This is a genomic window from Yersinia entomophaga, from assembly GCF_001656035.1.
GTDB lineage: Bacteria > Pseudomonadota > Gammaproteobacteria > Enterobacterales > Enterobacteriaceae > Yersinia > Yersinia entomophaga.
Genome location: NZ_CP010029.1, coordinates 1,975,081 through 1,998,922, shown reverse-complemented (window position 1 = coordinate 1,998,922; position 23,842 = coordinate 1,975,081). Strand labels below are relative to the sequence as shown.

Genomic DNA, 23,842 nt, shown 5'->3' with positions numbered 1-23,842 from the left:
TTTCGTCATGTCTCAGGCCAACCAGCCCTTAGCCTGTGCATCCTGTAAATGACGAAATAAATAGCTCCACAGCTCGGGATAATCTTCAGCCACTAGCTGATTACGCTCGACAACCTGCTCTAGGCGAATGCCGTTTTCTACCCAATTTTGCCCGCCGTTATGCAAATTCATCAGCATGGGTAAAATGCGATCCAGAACCGTGGCAAAACGGGCATCAGGCGTTTTTTCATCTTCATATTCTTGCCATAGCGCACTAAATTTTGCATTTTGTTCCGGCGGCAGCATTCCAAACAGGCGTTTGGCTGCGGCGACTTCCTTATCATGGATAGCTGCGCGCGCCGCCAGATCGTAGACGATCACGTCACCGGCATCGATCTCGACGATATCGTGCAACAGCGCCATTTGAATCACTCGATTGATATCCACATCTTTGCTGGCATAAGGTGCTAGTGTCATAGCGGCGACGGCGAAATGCCAGCTGTGCTCCGCCGAGTTTTCCTGACGTTCGCAGGCAATAAGCTTGGTTCTGCGTTGAATGCTTTTTAGCTTATCAATTTCCATCAAAAACTGAATTGAATCAGTCAAAGGGCCGAAATCCAGAACTGGTCGAACGAAAGACATAGTAAACCTCGAGAAAAATAGGGCGTATACCAACAATGGCGCGGATAGAGTGTAGGCCAGACTGTGCAGCATTTCGCTAACCTGAGCGGGGTTTTAGTCAGTTATCGATTTTCTCGGGCGGGCAGGCCAAGGTTTACAAACAATGACAGATTATTTTGAGCTTACACGTGTACACTGGAATGATTCTCAGATAACCTTAAAGCGGTATTTTTGCACAATTAACCTGCGAGGATTCCAATAATAATGAACAGGTCAAAACCTGACAGAATGTCCATCACCCGCACCCATAAGAATCAACAGGATACATTAGTATTGAACAATGAATCAGTCAAACCGGCATTATCAGAAGCTCAGCCTTATCCTTGGGCAGAAGAAATAGCCAACAGCGTCAGCCACGGTATTGGCGTGGTATTAGGCATAATCGGCTTGGTTTTATTACTGGTACAGGCCGTAGACAGCGGTGCAAGTACCACCGCGCTCACCAGCTACAGTTTATATGGTGGCAGCATTATTCTGCTGTACCTTGCATCCACGTTGTATCACGCAATCCCACATCAAAAGGCTAAGCATTGGCTGAAGAAATTTGACCACTGCGCTATCTATTTATTGATCGCTGGCACTTATACGCCTTTCTTATTGGTTGGGCTGGATTCTACTTTGGCGAGAGGATTAATGGCGGTTATTTGGGGGCTAGCGCTTTTTGGCGTTATCTTCAAACTGGCATTTGCGCATCGTTTTGAGGTGCTTTCGCTCATTACTTATCTGACGATGGGATGGCTATCCCTGATCGTTATCTATCAGTTGGCTATTAAGTTAGATATAGGCGGTATTGCACTGTTGGCGATTGGCGGTTTGCTGTATACGCTGGGAGTAGTGTTTTACGCTTCGAAGCGTATTCGCTTTGGTCACGCTATTTGGCACGGTTTCGTGCTTGGCGGTAGCCTGTGCCACTTTATGGCAATTTATCTGTACGTTTAAGATGTAAATCTATTCCAGAACACTAGATTGTTGCGTTACCCAGAAAATCCAGAGTTTTCCCTGAATATCACGATAGTTTCGCTAAAGACAGATACCGTCTGTAGATTGTGAGGCCGGATTACCGGCCTCTTTATCTTGCACTGCCAGATCTCGCATGGTCTGATCTCGCCTTGTCTCTATGTTTTCCTGGCAAGACGATACGGGCTATAAATTGTTTTGGCAGAGGATCAATTATTCTCTTCTAAAGAATACGGTAATGGTTGGATACGCAATGTCCCTGCCGCATCTTCCCGTACGCGTAACACGCTATCGGCGGCCAGATCGTTATTTAGAACTGCTTGAACCCAAAGCGAGCCATCTTCAAGTTGAATCGCGGCCAACACTGTACCAGTACGACGCCAGTTTTCACCCAATTGCCATTCTAAGCTGTCACCGGCTTCAGGCGTGCTGCTGCCTTGCCCCACAAGCCAATACAAGGCGCGTTTATTTGCTCCGCGATATTTTGCTCGGGCAACCATTTCCTGGCCCGTGTAGCAGCCTTTGGTAAAGCTGATTCCACCCAGAGCCTGAATGTTTGTTGCCTGTGGAATAAACTGGGCGCTATTCGGGCCGTCAATAATTGGGAATCCAGCTTCTATTTCTAACGCCAACCACTGCTGGCTGTCATTTAACTGGGCATTCTCACCCAATTTCTCTACTAAACTGGCGGCCTGAGCTGCATCGGTCACTAACAGGAAACGTTCTGCGGGCGTAGAAAAATGCAGCAATGTAGCATCACCGGATTGGACTACCGGTTTTTCTGCCGTCGGTAATTCAGGGAAAACCTGAGCCAGCGCTTCTCTGGCCTGCGCCCCGGCGATTCCCAGCAAAACACTGTCAGATGGAATAGCAAAGGTCACTTTCGAGAATACGGCATATTTCTTCAGCTCGGCCAACTGGTTTTCCAGCACATTGCGGCGCTCAATAAAGGCCAATCCTTCGCCCCGATGGAAGAGCCGCATATTGCTCCACATTTTACCTTTTGCGTCACAGTGCGCGGTCAAAACGTGTTGATCTACCGCTAGCGCATCAACGTCTGCGGTGAGCTGACCTTGAAGATATTTAACGCGTTCGGCGCCGGTTACCGTAACTAATGCCCAGTCATCCAATGAAATCAGAGTCAAAGGTAACGCAGAAGAGGCGGAGGGTTGACGCGGAGGGAACGGAGTTGCATATGCCATATTACATCCTACCAAAAGGTGCCGTGGACTGATGACCCAATGGTAAAAGAGGCGGGAGCCTTTGCAAAGAGTAATTATCCGCATACACCATTGTTACAATACATCCTGCGGTACAATGCGCAAAAATAACAACGAGCGCGGATTAATGCGGTCAAAAAATCCACATTGCTTTATCATTTCACGCCTTAGTCCGCGTTTTAGTGGCGATAACCTTCCCGTCAGGCGTCGCAAATTGCTACTCTATTCACGAGTTGAATCTTTGGCAGAGCGGCCATCCGGCCAGATTCAAATAACATTTTAAGCAAGGGGTCAATCAGGACATGGAAATTGATAATAAAGCTCGTATCCACTGGGCATGTCGTCGCGGTATGCGTGAGCTGGATATCTCCATTATGCCGTTCTTTGAGTATGAATATGACACGCTGAGCGATGACGATAAGCGCGTGTTTGTCCGCTTGCTGACGAGCGATGATCCTGATTTATTCAACTGGCTGATGAATCATGGGGAGCCGCAGGACAGCGAGCTGAAACGGATGGTTCAACTGATTCAGATGCGAAATAAAGCCCGTGGCCCAGTGGCGATGTGACCTGCGGGTTTCATGGCGCACCCAACTTTTTTCCTTATTGATTCATGGCGTTTTGGTGTTGATAACGCTGGTCGCGCCTTGGCCAGATGGCTGTACACCTTTATGGTTGATACTGTTGACGCTGGTCGTTTTCGAATGTATTCGTAGCCAGAAAAGCATTACCTCCCGCCAGGGAGAAATCCGGTTAAAAGCTGGAAATCTGCTGATATGGAAACGTCAGGAATGGAAGTTGGTTCGACAGCCGTGGATTACCCGTTATGGCGTACTATTATCGCTTCAAGGCGCCGGCAGTCAGCGTAGAAAGCGCGTCTGGCTAGCCTCTGATAGCATGTCTGAAGATGAATGGCGCGAGCTGTGCCTGATATTTCAACACACTTTTGATTCTGCAGCAGGTAGTAAGTAATGAAACCATTGATCTGGCTGGTGGAAGATGAGCCGAGTATTGCCGACACGCTGATCTATACGCTAGAGAGTGAAGGGTTCACCCTCAAGTGGTTTGATCGCGGCGAGCCAGCGCTTGCTGCGTTACATCACGGCCTGCCAGCGTTAGCGATTATCGACGTCGGGCTACCGGATATTAACGGTTTTGATCTTTGTCGCCGTCTGTTGGCCTTATCTCCGGATTTACCCGTGGTCTTTCTTACTGCGCGCAGTGAAGAACTGGATCGCATAGTCGGGTTAGAAATCGGTGCTGATGACTACATAGCCAAACCTTTTTCTCCGCGCGAGGTTAGCGCACGGGTTCGTACCATTTTGCGCCGTTTACAGAAGTCGCAGTCCAGCGCACCCGTACCGCTAATTCATCGGTTTGGCGCTTTCACGTTGGATGAAGCCGCCGCGCGTATTACCTATCAGCAACAAATTCTCTGGTTAACCCGTTACGAATATTTACTGCTTAAAACCCTGTTATTAGCTCCGGACCGCATTTTTTCCCGTCAACAGTTGATGGATATCGTCTGGACTCAGGCCGAAGAAAGTCAGGATCGCACCGTAGATACCCATGTGAAAACGTTACGGGCTAAGTTGCGCGCTGTTCGGGATGAAGAACCGCCGATTCGTACTCACCGTGGGCTGGGCTACAGTCTGAGCTATGTCCCATGAAAATTGGCCTGCGTCTGTTGCTCGGGTATTTTTTGATAGTGGCGATCGCCGGCTACTTTGTGATCAGTATTTTTGTGCAGGAAGTGAAACCCGGCGTGAGGCGTGCGACCGAAGGGACGCTGGTGGATACTGCTACTTTGCTAGCGCAGTTTGCCCGGCAGGATATGCAGCGAGGTAATGCCGCGAATGGGCAGTTGGCGGAAGCGTTCGCCACGCTGAATAAGAAGCCGATTGGTGCCAATATCGCCGGTATTCGCAAAGATCGTAACGAATATCGGGTTTATCTTACTGATGCCCGCGGAAAGGTCATTTTTGATTCCACCGGGCAGGCTCTCGGGCAGGATTATTCTAAATGGAATGATGTCTGGCTGACGCTGCGCGGTCAATACGGCGCACGTAGTACCTTGAGCGATCCAAACGATGAGCAAAGCTCAGTGATGTACGTTTCCGCTCCGGTAATGGTTGATAATCAAATCATTGGCGTGTTGAGCGTGGGGAAACCAAACCTCTCTATGGCTCCGGTTATTAAACGCAGTGAACGAAGAATACTTCTGGCTGGTGCGGTTCTGTTGGGTATTGCGTTATTGATTGGCCTGGGTTTTGTATGGTGGATCAACCGCTCAATTGGTCGATTGGTTAATTACGCGGAGCGGGTTGCGGAGGGCGAAGCCGTGCCGTTGCCCAAAATGGGCAGCAGCGAGCTGGGCGGCTTGGCACGTGCGCTAGAAAGTATGCGGCTAAAGTTGGATGGCAAGGCCTATATTGAGCAATACGTTCACACGTTGACTCATGAACTAAAAAGCCCGCTGGCTGCGATTTGCGGCGCAGCAGAGTTATTGCGGGAAGCACCTCCGGCGGCCACGGCACAGCGATTCCTATTGAATATCGAACAGCAAAGCGCTCGTATTCAGCAACTAGTGGATAAAATGCTGGTACAGGCACGTCTGGAAAGTCGGGTAGACCTACAGTTGGAACCGCTTAGCATTGATTCGCTACTTAAACAGGTTATTGCTGGTAAAGAAGCTCAGGCAGGTAGCCGAGGTGTAGCTTTGATTTTACAACGTTGCGATCGCGCCGTGCTGGCGGGAGACGGTTTAATGTTGAGTCAGGCACTCACTAATCTGATTGATAATGCACTGGATTTTACCCCGAAAGGTGGCGAAATTACCTTGTGTGGCGAACAGCGGGCAAATAACTACCATATCATTATTGAAGATAGCGGCTGTGGTATTCCCGAATACGCTAAGGAAAAGGTTTTCGAACGTTTTTATTCTCTTCCGCGTCCTGATGGCCCGAAAAGCACCGGTCTGGGGCTGAATTTTGTGCGCGAAGTAGCCGTTATTCATCAAGGCACCATCCGGCTGGCTAATCGCCTGCCACAGGGGGTTCGCGTGGAAATGATGTTGCCGCTGATGCAAGAAAACCCATAACTTCACACTCACTTCACACAAGCTCATTCTGCTTTCACTTCCGCGTCTTATTCTGGCTTCATGACCGTTAAGGAGCCTCACTTATGTTTAAATCCGTATTGTTCTGGAAAATAACCACGTTGCTGGGATTGATCTTACTGATGATGATTCCCAAAGAAATGCTGATGAGCGTGATTAGCGAACGAAGCAACTACCGTTACAGCGTGATTAGCAAAGTCACTGATAGCACTAGTGGCGCGCAAAAAATTCTTGGTCCGTTGATCGTTGTGCCTTACAGCGAAATGGTCACCGTTGAAAAAGAAGGCGTAAAGCGCGAGGAAAAGGTTAGCCGTTTCCATTATCTACTGCCGGAAACCTTATCCGTAACGGGATCGCCGGACGTAGATGTACGTCAACTTGGCATTTATCGTACTCAGGTCTATCAGGGTCCGCTGCACTTCAGTGCCAAATTTGATAGTGAAAACCTGGATTACCTCAACAGACCCGGAATCACGTTTGGAAAACCTATTTTAGTGGTGCGTTTGAGCGATGCGCGAGGGATTCAGAAACTGTCTCCGCTGAAAATCAACGGCGATGCGATGGATTTCCAGCCCGGTGCTTACTTAGGCGCGGGGAGTCAGGGGATTCACGCCATGCTGGATTTGCATCGTTTACAGCAAGGGGAAACTACGGTTGATTTTACTCTGACACTAATGGGAACCAGCAGCTTGTCCTTGGTACCTTTGGGGCGCAGTAGTGAACTCACGCTGGAAAGTAACTGGCCGCACCCTAATTTCCTCGGGGATTTCTTGCCGAATCAACGACGGGTTGGCGCGAATGGTTTTCAGGCTCACTGGAGCAGCACCTGGTTTGCTAATAATCTGAACGTGATTTTTGCTACAGATGAAGTGCCGTTTGATTTTGATGCGTTACCCGCTTTCAGCACCAGCTTGATTGAGCCGGTCAATCATTATCAGTTAACTCAAAGAGCCATTAAATACGCGATTCTGTTTATCGGCCTGACGTTTATCAGCTTCTTCCTGTTTGAAAGCCTGACGTCACTGCGTTTGCACCCAATCCAGTATTTACTGGTTGGCATAGCGTTAATTCTGTTCTATCTGATGTTACTAGCACTGTCGGAGCATATCGGTTTTGCCTTGGCTTATCTGGTGGCCAGCCTAAGTTGTAGTCTGTTGATTGTGGTGTATTTAGGCGCGGTGCTGGGTAGTTGGCTGCGAGGCGGACTGTTTGCAGGCAGTTTATTATTACTGTATGGGGTACTTTACGGATTGCTGCAATCAGAAGATAACGCGTTGTTATTAGGATCTGGTTTGCTGTTTGTCGTGCTGGCGGTAGTGATGTTGCTCACTCGGCGTCTGGATTGGTATCAGTTGGCCGATCCGCAGAGACGGGTTGCTAAAAAACCTGCTGACGAACGTCATGAAATTCCACCGCCAGGCTGCGCCGGAAGTGAACATTTCCGTCTGTGGAAATAACCGCGAGAAGGTTCGAAGCTGCGGGCACAGCCATTGCGCCCGCAGCTGGCATTACAGCAAGGATTCCATTTCAATCAGAATTTGCTCACACCACTGTTCAACGCGTTGGTCGGTTAATTCATATTGATTGACATCATCGAGAGCCAGGCCGACGAAATGTTTACCATCAGCACTTAATGGTTTCGGGCTGGTAAATTCGAACCCTTCTGTCGGCCAGAAACCGATAAATTGTACGCCCAGTGGGGCAATATGATCGTGCAACATGCCTAAAGCATCGAGGAACCATTCGCTATAGCCGAATTGATCGCCCATACCGTACATGGCGACAATTTTTCCCCGCAGATTCAACTGACTCAACCGTGGCCAGATCGCTTCCCAATCTTCCTGTAGTTCGCCGAAATCCCAGGTAGGAATCCCCAGAATAAGCACAGAATACTGTTCCATCAGCGCAGGGTCTGCGTCTTTCAGATTGTGCAGATCGATCAAATCTTCACCGAGAATATCGCGAATTTTTTCTGCCACAATTTCGGTGTAACAGGTGCTGGAGCCGTAAAAGAGACCAATCTTCATGTTGTGTAGCCATAGCATTAACGAATAGGAATAGCATCGAGTGTACCAGATTTGTGCCCTCATCAGGCATAATGCCATGCTGAGTTCAATCGATGAGAGGAATCTGGATGCAACAGCAAAATAACCCGCTGATTGAACAGTTTTTGGATGCCCTGTGGCTGGAACGTAATCTGGCCGAAAATACTCTGGCTTCGTACCGTCTGGATCTTCAGGCGCTGGCTGGCTGGTTACACCACCACAATAAGGATTTGCTGCAGGCCGATCCTTTGGATTTGCAGTCCTTTCTGGCGGAACGCATTGAGGGAGGCTATAAGGCTACCAGTTCGGCTCGTTTGCTGAGCGCAATGCGTCGGTTTTTCCAATATTTATATAGAGAAAAATTGCGAGAAGATGACCCAACCGCGCTGTTGTCATCGCCCAAATTACCCCAACGTTTGCCGAAGGACTTAAGCGAAGCGCAGGTTGACGCACTGCTGAACTCACCGAATGTCGATATTCCTTTGGAACTCAGAGACAAAGCGATGCTAGAGGTGCTGTACGCCACCGGTTTGCGTGTGTCTGAATTGGTCGGATTAACCATTAGTGATGTCAGTTTGCGGCAGGGCGTGGTGCGAGTCATAGGTAAGGGGAATAAAGAGCGATTAGTACCGCTTGGTGAAGAAGCGGTTTACTGGATTGAGAATTATATGGAACATGGGCGGCCTTGGTTGATTAACGGCCAGGCGCTGGACGTATTGTTCCCCAGTAATCGCAGTCAGCAAATGACTCGACAGACTTTCTGGCATCGTATCAAACACTATGCGATCCTTGCGGGTATCGATAGTGAGCGCCTTTCCCCCCATGTATTACGTCACGCTTTTGCGACGCATTTACTGAACCACGGGGCGGATTTACGCGTGGTTCAGATGCTATTAGGCCATAGCGATTTGTCGACCACCCAGATTTATACTCATGTAGCGACGGAACGCCTGAAACAGCTACATCAACAGCACCATCCGCGCGCATGATTGCGCTGTAGAAGAAAAATAGGATTATTCAATGAAAAAAAGTTTACTGTTGCTGCCAATCTTAATGGCTTCGCTTTCTGGTTTGGCGTATGCCGATGATGCTGCTATCCAACAGACATTGAAAAAACTGGATATTAAAAATGCTGAAATCCAGCCTTCCCCTATCGCTGGTTTAAGCACGGTAATGACGGACAGCGGAGTGCTTTATATTTCCGCCGATGGCAAACAGCTGCTGCAAGGCCCGCTGTATGACGTTAGTGGCGCACAGCCGGTTAACGTAACTAATCAATTGCTGCTGAAAAAACTGGAAGCATTAAGCGGTGAAATGATTGTCTACAAAGCGCCGCAGGAAAAACACGTGATTACCGTGTTTACCGATATCACCTGCGGGTACTGCCATAAACTGCATGAAGAAATGAGTGACTATAACGCGCTGGGTATTACCGTGCGTTATCTGGCGTTCCCGCGTCAGGGGCTGAGTTCTCAGGCGGAAAAAGACATGCGTTCTATCTGGTGTACCGCTAACCGCAATAAATCTTTTGATGCGGCGATGAAAGGTGATGCTATTTCCCCGGCAACCTGTAAAACCGATATTGCTAAACATTATCAGCTAGGGGTGCAATTCGGCATTCAGGGTACTCCGGCTATCGTATTGCAGGATGGCACCATTGTTCCGGGCTATCAGGGGCCAAAAGAGATGCTTGCCATGCTGCGAGCGCATCAGGCTTCCAAGAAAACCGGTGGTTGATCGCCAGTGGCTATAAAAACCCAACTTCGTCGTCGCGAACTTGCCGATGAGAGTGCGCTGCCGGAGCAATTGCATCCGTTGCTACGTCGTTTGTACGCCTCTCGCGGTGTGAAAGGGGCGCAAGAGCTGGAGCGCGGAGTGAAAGGCCTGCTGGCTTATCAACAGCTGGACGGCATTGATGCCGGGGTCAGTTTGTTGCAGCAGGCATTGGCCGATAGCCAGCGTATTATGATTGTCGGTGATTTCGATGCCGATGGCGCGACCAGCACCGCCTTAGCCGTGTTATCTCTGCGCAGTATGGGCTGCAGCCACGTCGATTATCTGGTTCCAAATCGTTTTGATGATGGATACGGCCTTAGCCCGGAAGTGGTTGAACAGGTTATTGCCCGCGGTGCGGATCTTATCGTAACCGTAGATAACGGTATTTCTTCCCATGCAGGCGTTGATTTGGCTCATGCTCATGGGATTAAGGTGCTGGTTACCGATCACCACTTGCCGGGTGACGTTTTGCCGGCAGCCGAAGCCATTATTAACCCCAATCTGGTGGGCTGCGATTTTCCATCGAAATCGCTGGCTGGTGTTGGCGTGACTTTTTACCTCATGCTGGCTTTGCGTGCGCGATTACGGGATAGCGGCTGGTTTGAGCAACGAGCGCTGGCGATTCCTAATTTAGCGGAGTTGCTGGATTTGGTGGCTTTGGGAACGGTCGCCGATGTGGTGCCACTGGATGCCAATAACCGTATTTTGGTACACCAAGGGTTGAGCCGAATTCGGGCGGGAAAATGCCGCCCCGGAATCAAAGCGCTACTGGAAGTGGCAAACCGTGATGCGCGCCAGCTGGCAGCCAGCGATTTGGGCTTTTCCCTTGGCCCTCGGCTGAATGCCGCCGGTCGTCTGGATGATATGTCTATCGGCGTGGCGCTACTTTTGAGTGATGATATTGCTCAGGCGCGCGCACTGGCGATGGATTTGGATAGCTTGAACCTGGCGCGGCGTGAAATAGAACAAAGCATGCAGGTTGAGGCTTTACAACTTTGTGACCAACTGGAACGTACCAGCACGGAGTTGCCTTACGGCATTGCCATGTATCACGCCGAATGGCATCAGGGGGTGGTAGGGATTCTTGCTTCGCGTATCAAAGAACGTTTTCACCGCCCGGTGATTGCTTTCGCGCCAGCGGGAGAAGGAATACTAAAAGGTTCGGGACGTTCGGTCGCGGGGCTACATATGCGCGATGCGCTGGAACGCCTGGATACGCTCAATCCTGGCCTGATGCTGAAGTTTGGTGGCCACGCTATGGCCGCAGGTTTATCGCTGGAACAGCAAAAATTCGACGAGTTCCGTCAGCGTTTTGCCGATTTGGTGGGCGAGTGGATGGATGCCTCTCAGCTTGAAGGGGTTATCTGGTCCGATGGCGAACTGACCGGCGCGCAAATGACGCTGGAAACCGCAGAATTATTACGTGACGGCGGCCCTTGGGGGCAGGCTTTCCCTGAACCGACTTTCGACGGAAAATTCCGGCTGTTGCAGCAACGGCTGGTGGGGGAACGCCATCTGAAAGTGATGCTGGAACCGTTAAACGGTGGCCCGTTGCTGGATGGTATCGCGTTTAATATTGATACCACTTTATGGCCGGATAGCAGCGTGCGCGAAGTTAAAGTGGCTTATAAGTTGGATATCAATGAATTCCGCGGTAACCGCAACGTTCAATTGCTGATTCAGCACCTCTGGCCTTATTAGTCAGAATGTTAAAAGTTCGCAAAATGCGACTAATGGCGCGATTCGTCCAGATAGCGCCATAAATACGGTCAACTTGCTATAAACCGTCGTTGAGATCCGTTAGAATTATCGGTTCGAATGGCATTCCGCCATCAACGACTCAACCTAAGACATCAAAAAAATGTTTGAAATTAATCCGGTAAAAAACCGTATCCAGGATCTGTCCGAACGGACCGCCGTTATCAGGGGGTATCTTTGACTATGATGCAAAGAAAGAGCGACTGGAAGAAGTAAACGCCGAGCTGGAGCAGCCTGACGTTTGGAATGAGCCCGAGCGCGCGCAAGCCTTGGGTAAAGAACGTTCCGCATTAGAAGAAATTGTCACCACTATTGACCAATTGGCTCAAGGTTTGGAAGACGTTTCTGGCTTGCTGGAATTGGCTATTGAAGCCGACGATGAAGAGACTTTCGACGAAGCCGTTGCCGAGTTGGAAATCCTTGATGGCAAACTGGGCCAGTTGGAATTCCGTCGTATGTTCTCCGGCGAATACGACAGCGCCAACTGTTATCTCGATCTGCAAGCCGGTTCAGGCGGCACCGAAGCGCAGGACTGGGCGAGCATGTTGCTGCGAATGTATCTGCGTTGGGCTGAAGCCAAAGGCTTTAAAACCGAAATCATCGAAGAATCTGACGGTGACGTCGCAGGTTTGAAATCTGCCACCATCAAGATCATCGGTGAATACGCGTTCGGCTGGTTGCGTACTGAAACCGGCGTACATCGCCTGGTGCGTAAGAGTCCGTTCGATTCCGGTGGCCGTCGCCACACCTCTTTCAGCTCTGCTTTTGTCTACCCGGAAGTCGATGACGATATTGATATCGAAATTAACCCGGCAGATTTGCGTATTGACGTATACCGTGCTTCCGGTGCCGGTGGTCAGCACGTAAACAAAACTGAGTCTGCGGTACGTATTACCCATATTCCGACCAATATTGTGACTCAGTGCCAGAACGACCGTTCTCAGCATAAAAACAAAGATCAAGCCATGAAACAGCTGAAAGCCAAGCTGTATGAGTTTGAGATGCAAAAGAAAAATGCTGATAAACAGATGTTGGAAGACAACAAATCCGACATCGGCTGGGGCAGCCAAATCCGTTCTTATGTACTGGATGATTCCCGTATTAAGGATTTACGCACCGGCGTTGAAACGCGTAATACGCAGGCCGTACTGGATGGCGACCTGGATAAATTCATTGAGGCAAGTTTGAAAGCCGGGTTATGAGGAACTGAAATGTCAGAGCAAAAACCACAAGTCGCTGAGCAAGTGCAAGAACTGAATAGTGAATTACAGGCGCGTCGTGAAAAATTGGCTGCACTACGTGAGAAGGGTATTGCTTTCCCGAACGATTTTCGTCGGGAGAACCTCTCAGATCAACTGCATGCTGCGTACGGTGATAAAGATAACGAAGAATTAGAAGCGCTGGGCGTAGAAGTGACCGTGGCTGGCCGCATGATGACTCGTCGCATCATGGGTAAAGCCTCTTTTGTTACCTTGCAGGACGTCGGCGGTCGTATCCAGCTGTACGTTTCCCGTGACGATTTGGCAGACGGCGTTTACAACGAAGAGTTTAAAAAGTGGGATCTGGGGGATATTCTCGGCGCTCGCGGTAAGCTGTTCAAAACCAAAACTGGGGAACTGTCTATCCACTGTAGCGAACTGCGCTTGCTAACCAAGGCGCTGCGTCCGTTGCCTGACAAATTCCACGGTTTGGCCGATCAGGAAACTCGCTATCGTCAGCGCTATCTGGATCTGATTGCCAACGATGAATCGCGTAATACTTTCAAAGTGCGTTCTCAGGTAATGTCCGGCATCCGCCAGTTCATGGTGGAAAAAGGCTTTATGGAAGTTGAAACGCCGATGATGCAAGTGATTCCTGGCGGCGCATCTGCTCGTCCGTTTATCACTCATCATAATGCGTTAGATATCGACATGTACCTGCGTATTGCGCCTGAGCTGTATCTGAAACGTTTGGTTGTTGGTGGTTTTGAGCGCGTATTCGAAATTAACCGTAACTTCCGTAACGAAGGCGTTTCTCCGCGTCATAATCCTGAGTTCACCATGATGGAACTCTATATGGCGTATGCGGATTACAAAGATCTGATCGTTCTGACTGAAGAACTGTTCCGCACGCTGACAGAAACCATTTTGGGCAGCAGCGTCGTTAAATACGGCGAGCAGGAATTCGATTTTGGCAAACCATTTGCCAAACTGACCATGAAAGAAGCGATTTGCAAATATCGTCCTGAAACCAACGTTACCGATCTGGACGACATGGATAAAGCTGTTGCTATCGCTGAGTCTCTGGGAATCAAAGTCGAGAAGAGCTGGGGGCTGGGGCGTGTTCAGTGTGAAATCTTCGAAGAAACCGCAGAGAGCCATCTGATTCAGCCAACCTTCATCACTGAATACCCAGCAGAAGTTTCGCCATTGGCTCGCCGTAATGATGATAATCCATTCATCACTGACCGTTTCGAATTCTTTATCGGCGGCCGTGAAATCGGTAATGGTTTCTCAGAGTTAAATGATGCGGAAGATCAGGCCGAGCGCTTTGCGGAGCAGGTTCGTGCTAAAGATGAAGGCGATGACGAAGCAATGTTCTACGACGAAGATTATGTCACTGCGTTGGAACACGGCTTGCCGCCGACCGCTGGTCTGGGCATTGGGATCGACCGTATGGTTATGTTGTTTACTAACAGCCACACCATTCGTGATGTGATTCTGTTCCCTGCGATGCGTCCGGTTAAGTAATCCCGAACTTTATCGATGAGGGCGCTTAGGCGCCCTTTTTTACAGCTATCAAATAAGCCAGTTAAGAAAATAACAACGCTAACAGCTTAAAATTCCGGCAGTTAAAGCATATCTTTCCTTGCCCCTAAGGCATAACCGGTTATAATGCCACTCGCACATAGACGCGGGTGTAGTTCAATGGTAGAACGGCAGCTTCCCAAGCTGCATACGAGGGTTCGATTCCCTTCACCCGCTCCAAAAACATGTCTCAGAATATTTCCCAACCTCTAATAAATCCATTTATATCAATGAATTAAATTTTTCCCCCTCGTTGTATCAGTCGATACTCATAGATTCTGTCTGCAAAACGCATAGTTATCCGCAGATAAATTTCCCACCTTAAAAATTTATACATGCCATGCTTTCTACGCGTGGATCTTGATATGAATAGAACGAAGCGCAAGACAACTCAATGCTCGCCTAAGAACTTCTTCAGCGTATAGCCCATAAATATTGCTATAGCTATGTATGACGGCGATCATCATCCTATTGGGAAAATGGCGATTAGTGCTTAAATAAGCTATTAGCCCACTCGTTGTGTGCACAACAATCTAAAAATAATCTTAAACTAGAAACCGCTATAAATTTAGAAAGTTGCCGTTTAACTTGGGCATAATACTTGCTCCAAGCATTGCTTTAGCGTCAGAAGAGAACACTTATATTTAAAGTCGGAAGCATCAATCACAATACCGTCCCTGATGGTTGTATTTGCTGTAAACGTATCTAAGGTATTCCCAGCATCAAATTATTTGAGCCATTGAAAATCATCTAACTTTGTATTGTGCGGGCAATGTATCGTTGGGCGAAAATAAATCCCATCCTACCTTCTTTACTCACCGCATAGCAGTTAGCATCGTGTTCACAGTGGATGCGGTCAATTTTCATTGTAAAACGTATCCAGCCGCGGCTAAGCCTATCCTTTGGCTTAAGTTCATTTTTATTACGCTGGGTCGCTACCTCATCAATATTGTATGTATATACTTCCAATTTCTGAGCTGGCTTTTCAGCTTGCTTTATAGTGCCTTGATAGAGTTTATTTTTTTAGGCCATTTTCTAAATGCTGTAATGCAAAAAAAACTATAAATTCACTAACTACCGAACACGATAAAGCCACGTCTATTACATATTACACCCAACTTTTTAATTTTAATTTTATTGAATTTTTGAGTAAGGATTGATTAATTAAATAAAAAATAGCGGGTTCGGTCTATGAGAGGATGTTTAAATTTAATGGTTTTCAGTAAAGCAAATAAGCTATTCTTGCGAGTTGGCTATGCTAATGTATTATTATCACTAACCTTAAGTTGGTTAGCGTTGGTCTCCGTTTTTAATTGATAAACTTATGTCGTAATTTTATTTAATTGGAGTTTCACTTTGTGAAGTAATAGTTTTTTCTTACAATGTAACAGCATGTAGTAAATTGAACTTAATATTATCCACATCGATGTTAAAAATAAAAATTTCTATTTTATTAATAATTTTATATAGTGTGTGTTGAACTATAGATAATAATAAATTAAATGTTCACGCAATATTAAATATATAAACATCATTAATAAAATATTCTTATTGGAATCAATTCTATTAATTTTAATTTGTGTTCTTTGATTGTTTAGTCTGGATTCGTATTGTGTGTTAACTTAACTTAACTTAACTTAACTTAACTTAACTTAACTTAACTTAACTTAACTGATTTTGATGTGATATTCGTATTCAATACAAAATTATCATCAAAGATATAAATAATTCATTAGCTAGTGAATTTAGATGTAATTATATAATTCTTATAAAAGTAAAGATGTCTTATGAACTATAGTTACATGATAATAATTACTTATTTCAGCGGTATAATGAATGATAACTCATATTAAATGGTATTCTGTTATAAGTTTAAGTTTAACTGTTATATATAGGTTACTTATTTCGATAAATTCCTCTTTTCAAATGCAGTAATTATCTGTACTTTTAACAGTAAGGCCTAAACCTTCTTAAAGATTAAATGTAATTATATGGATATGCATAATGATTAATTAGTATGATTTCGATGTGAAAAGGGACTGTGATAATTTAACATTCAAAAATCATTGCTCTTTGTTTTGTATTTTTCTTTCATGTATTCAGTGGCTTGCGTGCGTTTGAGTCTATGTGAAAGATTGCTTTGGAAAACATAATATATAAAAATATATCTTTTTATATAATTTGATTTGCTTTATCTAACGGATGATAACAATAATTATTACCGTACTTATTATTTATTGATAATTATGATTTTACGTATTTTTTGTTTTTATTATTTTACTTGGGGAGTTATCTATGTATGTTAATACTGTGTCAGTAGTTACTGAGAGTAAGTTTATCGACATTAACGGAAAAGGCATCATTGACTATGGTTCTGAGGTATCCGTTGATTGTTGCATGAATAAAATCCACTTTCATAACAGAAAGCTAACTATCAACATTAATGAAAAGCAAAAACGCTTGGTTATGTGCTTATTCAATGATGTGAATAGAAAGCAAGATATTATAAAGGTTGTTTGGTATGAAAACCATAAAGGTATTTCAGATAATAATTACCATCAATTAATTCACAAATTTAGAACCTTACTGTCTGAATTTGAGATTCCTGCCGATATCATTAAAACCATCAACAGATACGGCTTGCGCCTTGATACAAGTTTGCTGTGTGCTACAGGAAATAATCATTGTGATGATCGTTTTTATGGCTATTGTTGATCTCAAGTTAGTAGTTAGATAAGTGCTAAAAATAATTAGCACTTATCAGCTATATTTAAGTAACATACTTTTAATGGAAAAAGGTGGTCAATGCTTAAAATTATTAAATTAAGTTATGCCACCTTTTTGTTAAGTAGTTCTCACAGGTTTTCAATTTTTTTACCCGTAATTTTTTGTATATATAATGCATTTTTATTAATAAATGATTTTTATGACGAAACTCATGCCAACAATGACGTTGTTATTTTATATAAAAATGATGAAAGAAAGGTTAAGTTAGATCAGAAAGTATCGTTGGATAAAATTAATTACGATATAGATAGAGTAAAAGCCATTGGTATATTTGGTGAAAAAGAAAAAGCTGTTTCTACATACACAAAAAAGTTAGATGATATTGACGTTGAAAATATGAGTCGTGATGAGTTTTTACTCATTAAAAAATACTATGGGGATTCACGCCTGACAGGAACAATAACCAGTTCTAATTCATCATCTATGGCTATAGTTTCAAGTAATCAGATAAATAAAACGTATTTTAAAAATGATTTTCTTAGTGATGGTGAGACTAAAATTTTAAAAATAATTGAAGATGGAATTGTAGTTAGTAAGAATAGTGAATTATTTATAATGATTTTAAGAGATGGCGTTATGTAATCAATTCATAATCTCATAACTTAGGGGTAAGCAATGCCGCTCTCTATTATAAGAACTATTTATGTGGAAAAAAGTAAGTTTCCGTTTTTTTTGTTTTTTATTATTTTTATAAATATAAAAAACAAACTGTGCTTGTCTGTCGCCATCATAGCTGTACAGCTATTTTCGGTTGTAACTTATGCAAATGATTACACTGTAAGGTTGGAAGATGCTGATATCAGAGAGTTCGTAAACTCGGCAAGTAGGATATTAAATAAAACTATAATCATGGATCCTAAAGTAAAGGGGACAATTTCAATTCGTAGTTACGAAAATATGGATGAAGATAAGTATCGACAGTTTTTTCTTAACGTCCTTGACGTGTATGGTTTTACTGTAATTGAGATGCCGAATAATATATTGAAGGTAGTTCCCGCCAAAAGAGCAAAAGGCTCAGCATCAGTAATTATTACGCAGGATGATATTTTTAATGGTGATGAGCTTATTAATAAAATAGTGCCGTTAAAGTATATTTCAGCTAAAAATATAGCGCCGTTATTACGGCAATTAAATGATAATACAGATTCTGGCAGTATCGTACATTACGAACCGAATAACTCGTTGCTAATCACTGGAAGAGCCGCAGTGGTCAATAGATTAATATCTATTATTGATAAATTTGATCGTGAAAGTGACTCAATAGCAGAAGTCTTTAAGCTGAAACATGCATCTGCGATGGATATCGCACGGATCGTCAATGAACTTTTGAGAGCAAACAGCTCGTCAAAGAAAGAAATGCCGCAGGAAGTAAAGCTTGTTGCTGATGAAAGAACTAATTCAATCCTGATAAATGGAGATGCCGGGGCTCGTAAAAATACGGTATCAATAATAAGGAAACTTGATCAGGAACAGACGGCAGATGGAAATACAAAAGTGATTTATTTGAAGTATGCCAAGGCTGAAAACTTACTAGATGTGTTAAATGGTGTAAGTTCTAGCCTAAAAGATGATAAGAAAAAATCAGTGCCTGCTTTTTCCCCAAATAAAAAAATCATGATTAAAGCTGATAATCAGACTAATGCATTGATTATTAGTGCAGCGCCTACGGTTATGTATGATTTAGAGCAGGTTATAACTAAGCTCGATATTAGGCGTGCTCAGGTCCTGGTTGAAGCCATTATTGTGGAAGCTCAGGATGGTGAAGGCATGAACCTTGGGATTCAATGGGCAAACAGTCACGGTGGTGGTGTTAGTTTGCTTGACTCTGGAAAAATAACCAATAGTGCTCAAGGGAATATGAGTGCTGTGGTGAATGGTATGAGCGGGCTGGCGACGGGATTTTATCGTGGAAATTGGGCGGGTTTATTCACCGCTCTGGCTACAAATTCAAGTAATGATATTCTGGCTACGCCCAGCATAGTAACACTGGATAATATGGATGCTGAATTTAGCGTTGGCCAAGAAGTACCTGTTCTTTCATCACAGCAAACGACACCCACAGATAAGGTTTATAACACGATATCTCGTCAGTCAGTCGGTATTATTTTAAAGGTCAAACCACAAATAAATAAAGGGGATACGGTATTACTGGAGATCCGCCAAGAGGTATCAAGTGTGGCAGAGAACTCTAGTGCAGATAAAGATAATATAGGTTCAACGTTCAATAAAAGAATCGTCAATAATGCCGTGCTGGTTAAAAGTGGGGATACAGTCGTCGTCGGCGGGTTATTAGACAAGAAAATTACGAATGTTATAAACAAAGTGCCTATACTTGGTGATATTCCTATCATTGGCGCATTATTCAGACAAAATAAAGATAGAGTAGAAAAGAGAAATCTAATTTTGTTCATTAAGCCTACAATAATAAGAGAGGCTGATGAATATTTATATGAAACATCAGATAAGTTTAGAGCTTTCAATGAAAAAAATGAAAAAAGTAGAAGCTTGTTAGTCAATTCAGAAGTTAAGGTGAATGAATATAGTGATGTTCGTAGATTGTCTACTATAAATAATAAAGAGGTAATAAATTTAATAAAGAAAGATATTAACTCTTTTTATGGTAGAGGGGGTGTTAATTGAAGTCGCTGTCGACAACCATAATTAATAAACCTATGCCATTTAGTTGGGCAAGAAAATATGGCGTATTACTTATCCCTATGGAACATGGTTGTCATTTAGTTTGCCGTTGTTCAGCGTCGTTTGATGATTTACTCGAAGGGCAGAGAGTTGCTTCTGGAAAGGTAGTACTGGCCTTGGTTACCGATGAGGAGTTTGAATCCAGGTTGGTCGATTTCTACCAGAATGATGCCCAGCAAGCCCATCAAATAATGACGGATATCGGTAATGAATTAGCTCTTAGCACCCTCATAGAACAATTGCCAAAAGATGATGACTTACTGGATACGACCGACGATGCGCCAATTATTCGCCTTATAAATGCCGTTTTGTCTGAAGCAGTGAAGCAAGCTGCGTCCGATATTCATATCGAGCCCTTCGAGCAAAGATTGCTAATAAGATTCAGAATTGATGGCATGCTAAATCAGATTCTTGAACCGCCGGTGGAACTAACGGCCTTACTGGTGTCCCGAATAAAAGTTATGGCAAGACTAGATATTGCGGAAAAGAGAGTGCCGCAGGATGGGAGAATTGCGGTAAGAGTCGGTGGGCGAGCGTTGGATGTCAGGGTGTCAACTTTACCATCTAACCACGGTGAGCGGGTTGTACTGCGAATTTTGGATAAAAGTAGTGTGAAGTTAGATCTCAAGGCTCTTGGGGTGGAGGACGGTAACTATAAGTTAATAAGGAAGTTATTGCAGCAACCTCATGGAATGATATTGGTGGTAGGGCCAACTGGTTCGGGTAAAAGTACGACACTTTATGCTGCGTTAATGGAAATTGATAGTAGCGTTCGTAATATTATGACAATAGAAGATCCGATCGAATTTGATCTTAATGGTATCGCGCAAACGCAAGTTAGTCCTAAAGTGGATATGAGCTTCGCTAAAGGATTACGTGCCATTTTACGGCAGGACCCTGATGTTATTCTTATTGGCGAAATACGAGACACAGAAACGGCTAAGATAGCGACTCAGGCTTCATTAACCGGCCACCTGGTACTCTCAACGCTGCACACCAATACCGCCACTGGCGCAGTAACTCGTTTGCAAGATATGGGGATCGAAACCTTTATGTTGGCAAGCTCATTGCTGGCGGTCATTTCTCAACGTTTGGTACGAAAACTTTGTGTTTACTGCCGTAGCCCTCACCAGTTTCAATTTTCTGATTTGCATGAGGCAAATAATGGCTTAATTTCCGGTTTTAAAGCCGTTGGGTGTGAACAATGCAATTTTATTGGTTATAGAGGGAGAACGGCTATTCATGAGTTACTTATTGTGGATGAAAGTATAAGGAACTGTATTTATCGACGAGGTAGTGAGATTGAGTTAGAGAAACTCGCAAGAAAAATAACAGTGGGAATAAAGAATAGTGGGATAGTTAAAATAACACAAGGAATGACTACATTAGAGGAAGTGATTCGAGTCACTCGGGAGAATATTGATGATCATATTTAAATATTCTGCCATAAATAAAAAAGGCTCAAGGTGTAAGGGGCAAGTTGAAGCGGAAAGTATCCGAGGGGCAAGAGAGCTAGTACGTGCTCGTGGATTAACACTCTTAAATATAAAAAAAGTTAATGTTATAAACTGGTATGGAAGAATCAAGAAAACAATTAATAAAAGAGAACTGTTGGTTTTAACGAGACAACTTGCCATTTTAACTTCGGCATCCATCCCAGTTGATGAGGCATTATTAGCCGTATCGCAGCAAACTGAACGAAAATCAGTATCTATCACTTTAGAAAAGATAAGAAATAATATTATCTCTGGCTACTCATTATCTGATTCTCTGGAATCATTTCCACGAGATTTTAACGTGTTGTACCGAGCATTGATAAAATCTGGTGAATCATCCGGAAAGTTAGATCTTATCCTGAAACGGTTGGCTGATAATATTGAGAAGTCACATCTTAAGAAAAATAAATTCATTCAGGCATTAGTCTATCCTGTCATGCTTATATTAGTGTCTTTTGCAGTTATTTCGGTCTTACTCACTGCGGTAATCCCAGAAGTCATAGAACAGTTTGTTTTCATGAAACAAAATCTCCCTCTATCAACTAGGGTTTTAATGTCGATAAGTGACTTTATGAGCAGTTATTTTTCATTATTAATGATATCCATTGTCATTTTTTTAATGATTAATGTTTTTGGTATGAGGAAGTTAAAATATAAATTCTATGTTCATAGAAAGTTACTTGAAATTGTAGTTATAGGTAAAGTGATTAAAAAGATACATGCTTCACGCTATATAAGAATGCTGGCTATACTGTGCTCTAGTGGGATTCCTTTGATGCAATCGATGAAAATTGGTTTGACAGTTTTAACTAACGAATCAATTAAACTAGAAATGAAACAGGGAGTATCATTGGTAGAAAAAGGAGCGAGTCTTTCGGCTGCATTGAGTCATACCAATATTTTTCCTCCATTAGCCAGACATATGATTTATTCAGGCGAGAAAAGCGGTGATTTAAATATCATGTTAGAAAAAACGGCAGATATTATAGATGAGGAATTTGAACGAATCATAGAGATCTCAATGAGTATATTTGAGCCGACACTCATCATCATAATGGCTTCATTAATTCTATTTATTGTTTTATCTGTTTTACAGCCAATATTGTTACTTAACAATATGGCTTAATTTATTTTGGGGCGGTTAAAAGATTATGTGTAAAAAAAGTAGATATTACAAAGGATTTACCTTGCTAGAGGTCATGATAGTTATCGTCATTTTGGGTTTGCTGGCGAGTTTAACGATACCTAATCTTATGGGAAACAAAAGTAAGGCTGATATACAAAAAGTTATTACTGATATCGCTACGTTTGAAAATGCTTTAGATATGTATAGGCTGGATAATGGATTATTCCCTTCCGAGGAGCAAGGAATTAAGTCATTAGTGGAAATGCCGTTAGAAGAGCCTTTACCAAAGAATTTTCGGTCTGGTGGTTATTTACGTAGGTTGCCGAAAGATCCATGGGGTAATAGTTATATAATAAAAAATCCTGGTTTTTATAACAGTATAGATGTTTTATCTAAAGGTCCTGATGGTGAAATCGGCACTAGCGATGATATAGGTAATTGGCTAAATGAGCATGCAGATAGCGGAACGCAAAACTAGGTTTTATGGTTTTACATTGCTAGAAATAATGTTGGTAATTTTTATTTTATCCTCCATGTCTGTAATAGCTATTTTTAAAATAAAGGATGATAAAAAAGATGCTATTACTGAGGCCGAGCATTTATATACCACTATAGATTGGATAAGAAAACTAGGGAAGTTTGAGCAGACTGTGTACATTATTAGAATAAATGTAAAGGGATGGGCTGTAGAAAAACTATGTTTAAAAGAATGTAACGGGGACAATAAAATAGCAAAGAGCAAGTTTTGGCCAGATAAATCCTGGGAGCAAGTATATTATGGAAGAAAAGCATTAAAAAGAGATTTTGGCAATTCAGTGTTAGATATGAAAGTTGTGTTGACTGGGTATGATGAATGGGGAGATGCAAACTCAGAACATCATTTTTTTTATTTCATCCTTTACCCATTATTACCAGAATCAAGTTTGTCAATAAATCTGTATGATAAATACGGAGTGAGTGTTATTGATTATAATAACTATTCTTTAAATATAACAAGAACATGAATATTTCAGATGTAATAATAAAAAAAAGTAAAGGGATGACTCTACTTGAAGTTATGTTCTCCTTAATTATATTTTCCACTACAGGTCTTGCTATACTTCAATTTATGACGCAAAGCATATACTTAAATAACCAGGTTAAGAGTGATATATTTTCTGTGTTAATAGCAGAAAATAAATTAAATGAAATGATACTTAATCGCAATCCTCCTGGTAATGATTGGATCTCTGGTGATGAATATATGATCGAGAAAAAATGGCAGTGGCGCGCCAGAAGTGAAGATGTTGAATATTTTGGTTTGATGTTAATAGATATTGAAGTGAAAATTGAAAATAATATGGATACTCCCTTACATTTTAAATATTACAGGGTGATAAATTGATTCTGAAATATAACAATGGCTTCACCTTTATA

Annotated in this window: 22 protein-coding genes and 1 tRNA gene; 20 read left to right on the top strand and 3 right to left on the bottom strand. The window is 43.5% G+C overall.

Going from position 1 to position 23,842, the window contains the following annotated elements:
* Positions 1 to 12: 12 nt before the first annotated feature.
* Positions 13 to 621 carry an HD domain-containing protein gene (locus PL78_RS09080; RefSeq protein WP_064514907.1) on the bottom strand — a complete coding sequence of 203 codons (609 nt, stop codon included), beginning with the start codon at positions 619 to 621 and terminating at the stop codon, positions 13 to 15.
* 267 nt (positions 622 to 888) lie between these two features.
* Between PL78_RS09080 and trhA the strand changes: the two genes are divergently transcribed.
* A complete protein-coding gene (trhA, locus tag PL78_RS09075) occupies positions 889 to 1,599 on the top strand; it encodes a PAQR family membrane homeostasis protein TrhA (RefSeq protein ID WP_371112912.1) in 711 nt (236 codons plus the stop codon).
* 227 nt (positions 1,600 to 1,826) lie between these two features.
* Here the strand turns inward: trhA and ygfZ are convergent, their stop codons facing one another.
* Positions 1,827 to 2,819, bottom strand: coding sequence for a tRNA-modifying protein YgfZ (gene ygfZ, locus PL78_RS09070; protein ID WP_064514905.1), 993 nt, complete (start codon positions 2,817 to 2,819; stop codon positions 1,827 to 1,829).
* A gap of 320 nt (positions 2,820 to 3,139) precedes the next feature.
* Between ygfZ and sdhE the strand changes: the two genes are divergently transcribed.
* The 5 genes from sdhE to creD all read left to right on the top strand — a co-directional run bounded on the left by sdhE (position 3,140) and on the right by creD (position 7,412).
* Entirely contained in the window at positions 3,140 to 3,406 is a 267-nt protein-coding gene (sdhE, locus tag PL78_RS09065; protein WP_049599738.1) for an FAD assembly factor SdhE, read from the top strand.
* Positions 3,387 to 3,809, top strand: a complete 423-nt coding sequence (locus tag PL78_RS09060; RefSeq protein WP_064514903.1) for a protein YgfX — start codon at positions 3,387 to 3,389, stop codon at positions 3,807 to 3,809. Before sdhE ends, PL78_RS09060 begins: the two co-directional genes overlap by 20 nt.
* Positions 3,809 to 4,507 (top strand): two-component system response regulator CreB, encoded by a 699-nt coding sequence (gene creB / locus PL78_RS09055; RefSeq protein WP_064514901.1) that lies wholly within the window; start codon positions 3,809 to 3,811, stop codon positions 4,505 to 4,507. The genes PL78_RS09060 and creB overlap by 1 nt, the downstream gene beginning before the upstream one ends.
* On the top strand, positions 4,504 to 5,937 hold the full coding sequence (gene creC, locus PL78_RS09050) for a two-component system sensor histidine kinase CreC (RefSeq protein WP_064514899.1): 1,434 nt from the start codon (positions 4,504 to 4,506) through the stop codon (positions 5,935 to 5,937). Before creB ends, creC begins: the two co-directional genes overlap by 4 nt.
* 83 nt (positions 5,938 to 6,020) lie before the next feature.
* Entirely contained in the window at positions 6,021 to 7,412 is a 1,392-nt protein-coding gene (creD, locus tag PL78_RS09045) for a cell envelope integrity protein CreD (protein WP_064514898.1), read from the top strand.
* A 51-nt stretch (positions 7,413 to 7,463) separates the two neighbouring features.
* Here the strand turns inward: creD and fldB are convergent, their stop codons facing one another.
* On the bottom strand, positions 7,464 to 7,982 hold the full coding sequence (gene fldB, locus PL78_RS09040) for a flavodoxin FldB (protein ID WP_064514896.1): 519 nt from the start codon (positions 7,980 to 7,982) through the stop codon (positions 7,464 to 7,466).
* Positions 7,983 to 8,089: 107 nt separating this feature from the next.
* Between fldB and xerD the strand changes: the two genes are divergently transcribed.
* The 14 genes from xerD (at position 8,090) to gspI (ending at position 23,810) form a co-directional block, all read left to right on the top strand.
* A complete protein-coding gene (gene xerD / locus PL78_RS09035; protein ID WP_064514894.1) occupies positions 8,090 to 8,989 on the top strand; it encodes a site-specific tyrosine recombinase XerD in 900 nt (299 codons plus the stop codon).
* A 31-nt stretch (positions 8,990 to 9,020) separates the two neighbouring features.
* Entirely contained in the window at positions 9,021 to 9,737 is a 717-nt protein-coding gene (gene dsbC / locus PL78_RS09030) for a bifunctional protein-disulfide isomerase/oxidoreductase DsbC (RefSeq protein ID WP_064514892.1), read from the top strand.
* A 6-nt stretch (positions 9,738 to 9,743) separates the two neighbouring features.
* Positions 9,744 to 11,477: a single-stranded-DNA-specific exonuclease RecJ gene (recJ, locus tag PL78_RS09025; RefSeq protein WP_064514890.1), complete on the top strand. Its 1,734-nt coding sequence runs from the start codon at positions 9,744 to 9,746 to the stop codon at positions 11,475 to 11,477.
* A 160-nt stretch (positions 11,478 to 11,637) separates the two neighbouring features.
* A protein-coding gene (gene prfB, locus PL78_RS09020; protein ID WP_120806859.1) for a peptide chain release factor 2 occupies positions 11,638 to 12,736 on the top strand; the annotation gives its coding sequence in 2 pieces (ribosomal slippage) (positions 11,638 to 11,712 and positions 11,714 to 12,736; 1,098 coding nt in all).
* Positions 12,737 to 12,745: 9 nt separating this feature from the next.
* Positions 12,746 to 14,263 carry a lysine--tRNA ligase gene (gene lysS, locus PL78_RS09015; RefSeq protein WP_064514889.1) on the top strand — a complete coding sequence of 506 codons (1,518 nt, stop codon included), beginning with the start codon at positions 12,746 to 12,748 and terminating at the stop codon, positions 14,261 to 14,263.
* Positions 14,264 to 14,426: 163 nt separating this feature from the next.
* Positions 14,427 to 14,500: transfer RNA gene (locus PL78_RS09010), tRNA-Gly, on the top strand.
* Between the two features lie 2,115 nt (positions 14,501 to 16,615).
* Positions 16,616 to 17,035, top strand: coding sequence for a winged helix-turn-helix domain-containing protein (locus PL78_RS09000; protein WP_049599767.1), 420 nt, complete (start codon positions 16,616 to 16,618; stop codon positions 17,033 to 17,035).
* Between the two features lie 90 nt (positions 17,036 to 17,125).
* Positions 17,126 to 17,689, top strand: a complete 564-nt coding sequence (locus tag PL78_RS08995; protein WP_064514885.1) for a hypothetical protein — start codon at positions 17,126 to 17,128, stop codon at positions 17,687 to 17,689.
* A gap of 33 nt (positions 17,690 to 17,722) precedes the next feature.
* The gene (gspD, locus tag PL78_RS08990) at positions 17,723 to 19,747 is read left to right on the top strand and encodes a type II secretion system secretin GspD (protein WP_084414312.1); all 2,025 of its coding nucleotides are present in this window, start codon (positions 17,723 to 17,725) and stop codon (positions 19,745 to 19,747) included.
* Positions 19,748 to 19,779: 32 nt separating this feature from the next.
* A complete protein-coding gene (gspE, locus tag PL78_RS08985; protein WP_064518345.1) occupies positions 19,780 to 21,240 on the top strand; it encodes a type II secretion system ATPase GspE in 1,461 nt (486 codons plus the stop codon).
* Entirely contained in the window at positions 21,227 to 22,426 is a 1,200-nt protein-coding gene (locus tag PL78_RS08980; protein WP_064514882.1) for a type II secretion system F family protein, read from the top strand. The genes gspE and PL78_RS08980 overlap by 14 nt, the downstream gene beginning before the upstream one ends.
* Before the next feature lie 25 nt (positions 22,427 to 22,451).
* A complete protein-coding gene (gene gspG / locus PL78_RS08975; RefSeq protein WP_064514879.1) occupies positions 22,452 to 22,904 on the top strand; it encodes a type II secretion system major pseudopilin GspG in 453 nt (150 codons plus the stop codon).
* Positions 22,873 to 23,430, top strand: coding sequence for a pilus assembly FimT family protein (locus PL78_RS08970; RefSeq protein WP_084414311.1), 558 nt, complete (start codon positions 22,873 to 22,875; stop codon positions 23,428 to 23,430). The genes gspG and PL78_RS08970 overlap by 32 nt, the downstream gene beginning before the upstream one ends.
* Positions 23,427 to 23,810, top strand: a complete 384-nt coding sequence (gene gspI / locus PL78_RS08965) for a type II secretion system minor pseudopilin GspI (protein ID WP_064514875.1) — start codon at positions 23,427 to 23,429, stop codon at positions 23,808 to 23,810. The genes PL78_RS08970 and gspI overlap by 4 nt, the downstream gene beginning before the upstream one ends.
* Positions 23,811 to 23,842 lie beyond the last annotated feature (32 nt).

What these genes read in the sequence shown, in the direction of transcription:
- PL78_RS09080 (WP_064514907.1), bottom strand. Translation starts at nt 621, where the DNA reads ATGTCTTTCGTTCGACCAGTTCTGGATTTCGGCCCTTTGACTGATTCA.
- trhA (WP_371112912.1), top strand. Translation starts at nt 889, where the DNA reads ATGTCCATCACCCGCACCCATAAGAATCAACAGGATACATTAGTATTG.
- ygfZ (WP_064514905.1), bottom strand. Translation starts at nt 2,819, where the DNA reads ATGGCATATGCAACTCCGTTCCCTCCGCGTCAACCCTCCGCCTCTTCT.
- sdhE (WP_049599738.1), top strand. Translation starts at nt 3,140, where the DNA reads ATGGAAATTGATAATAAAGCTCGTATCCACTGGGCATGTCGTCGCGGT.
- creB (WP_064514901.1), top strand. Translation starts at nt 3,809, where the DNA reads ATGAAACCATTGATCTGGCTGGTGGAAGATGAGCCGAGTATTGCCGAC.
- creC (WP_064514899.1), top strand. Translation starts at nt 4,504, where the DNA reads ATGAAAATTGGCCTGCGTCTGTTGCTCGGGTATTTTTTGATAGTGGCG.
- creD (WP_064514898.1), top strand. Translation starts at nt 6,021, where the DNA reads ATGTTTAAATCCGTATTGTTCTGGAAAATAACCACGTTGCTGGGATTG.
- fldB (WP_064514896.1), bottom strand. Translation starts at nt 7,982, where the DNA reads ATGAAGATTGGTCTCTTTTACGGCTCCAGCACCTGTTACACCGAAATT.
- xerD (WP_064514894.1), top strand. Translation starts at nt 8,090, where the DNA reads ATGCAACAGCAAAATAACCCGCTGATTGAACAGTTTTTGGATGCCCTG.
- dsbC (WP_064514892.1), top strand. Translation starts at nt 9,021, where the DNA reads ATGAAAAAAAGTTTACTGTTGCTGCCAATCTTAATGGCTTCGCTTTCT.
- lysS (WP_064514889.1), top strand. Translation starts at nt 12,746, where the DNA reads ATGTCAGAGCAAAAACCACAAGTCGCTGAGCAAGTGCAAGAACTGAAT.
- PL78_RS09000 (WP_049599767.1), top strand. Translation starts at nt 16,616, where the DNA reads ATGTATGTTAATACTGTGTCAGTAGTTACTGAGAGTAAGTTTATCGAC.
- PL78_RS08995 (WP_064514885.1), top strand. Translation starts at nt 17,126, where the DNA reads ATGCTTAAAATTATTAAATTAAGTTATGCCACCTTTTTGTTAAGTAGT.
- gspD (WP_084414312.1), top strand. Translation starts at nt 17,723, where the DNA reads ATGCCGCTCTCTATTATAAGAACTATTTATGTGGAAAAAAGTAAGTTT.
- gspE (WP_064518345.1), top strand. Translation starts at nt 19,780, where the DNA reads ATGCCATTTAGTTGGGCAAGAAAATATGGCGTATTACTTATCCCTATG.
- PL78_RS08980 (WP_064514882.1), top strand. Translation starts at nt 21,227, where the DNA reads ATGATCATATTTAAATATTCTGCCATAAATAAAAAAGGCTCAAGGTGT.
- gspG (WP_064514879.1), top strand. Translation starts at nt 22,452, where the DNA reads ATGTGTAAAAAAAGTAGATATTACAAAGGATTTACCTTGCTAGAGGTC.
- PL78_RS08970 (WP_084414311.1), top strand. Translation starts at nt 22,873, where the DNA reads ATGAGCATGCAGATAGCGGAACGCAAAACTAGGTTTTATGGTTTTACA.
- gspI (WP_064514875.1), top strand. Translation starts at nt 23,427, where the DNA reads ATGAATATTTCAGATGTAATAATAAAAAAAAGTAAAGGGATGACTCTA.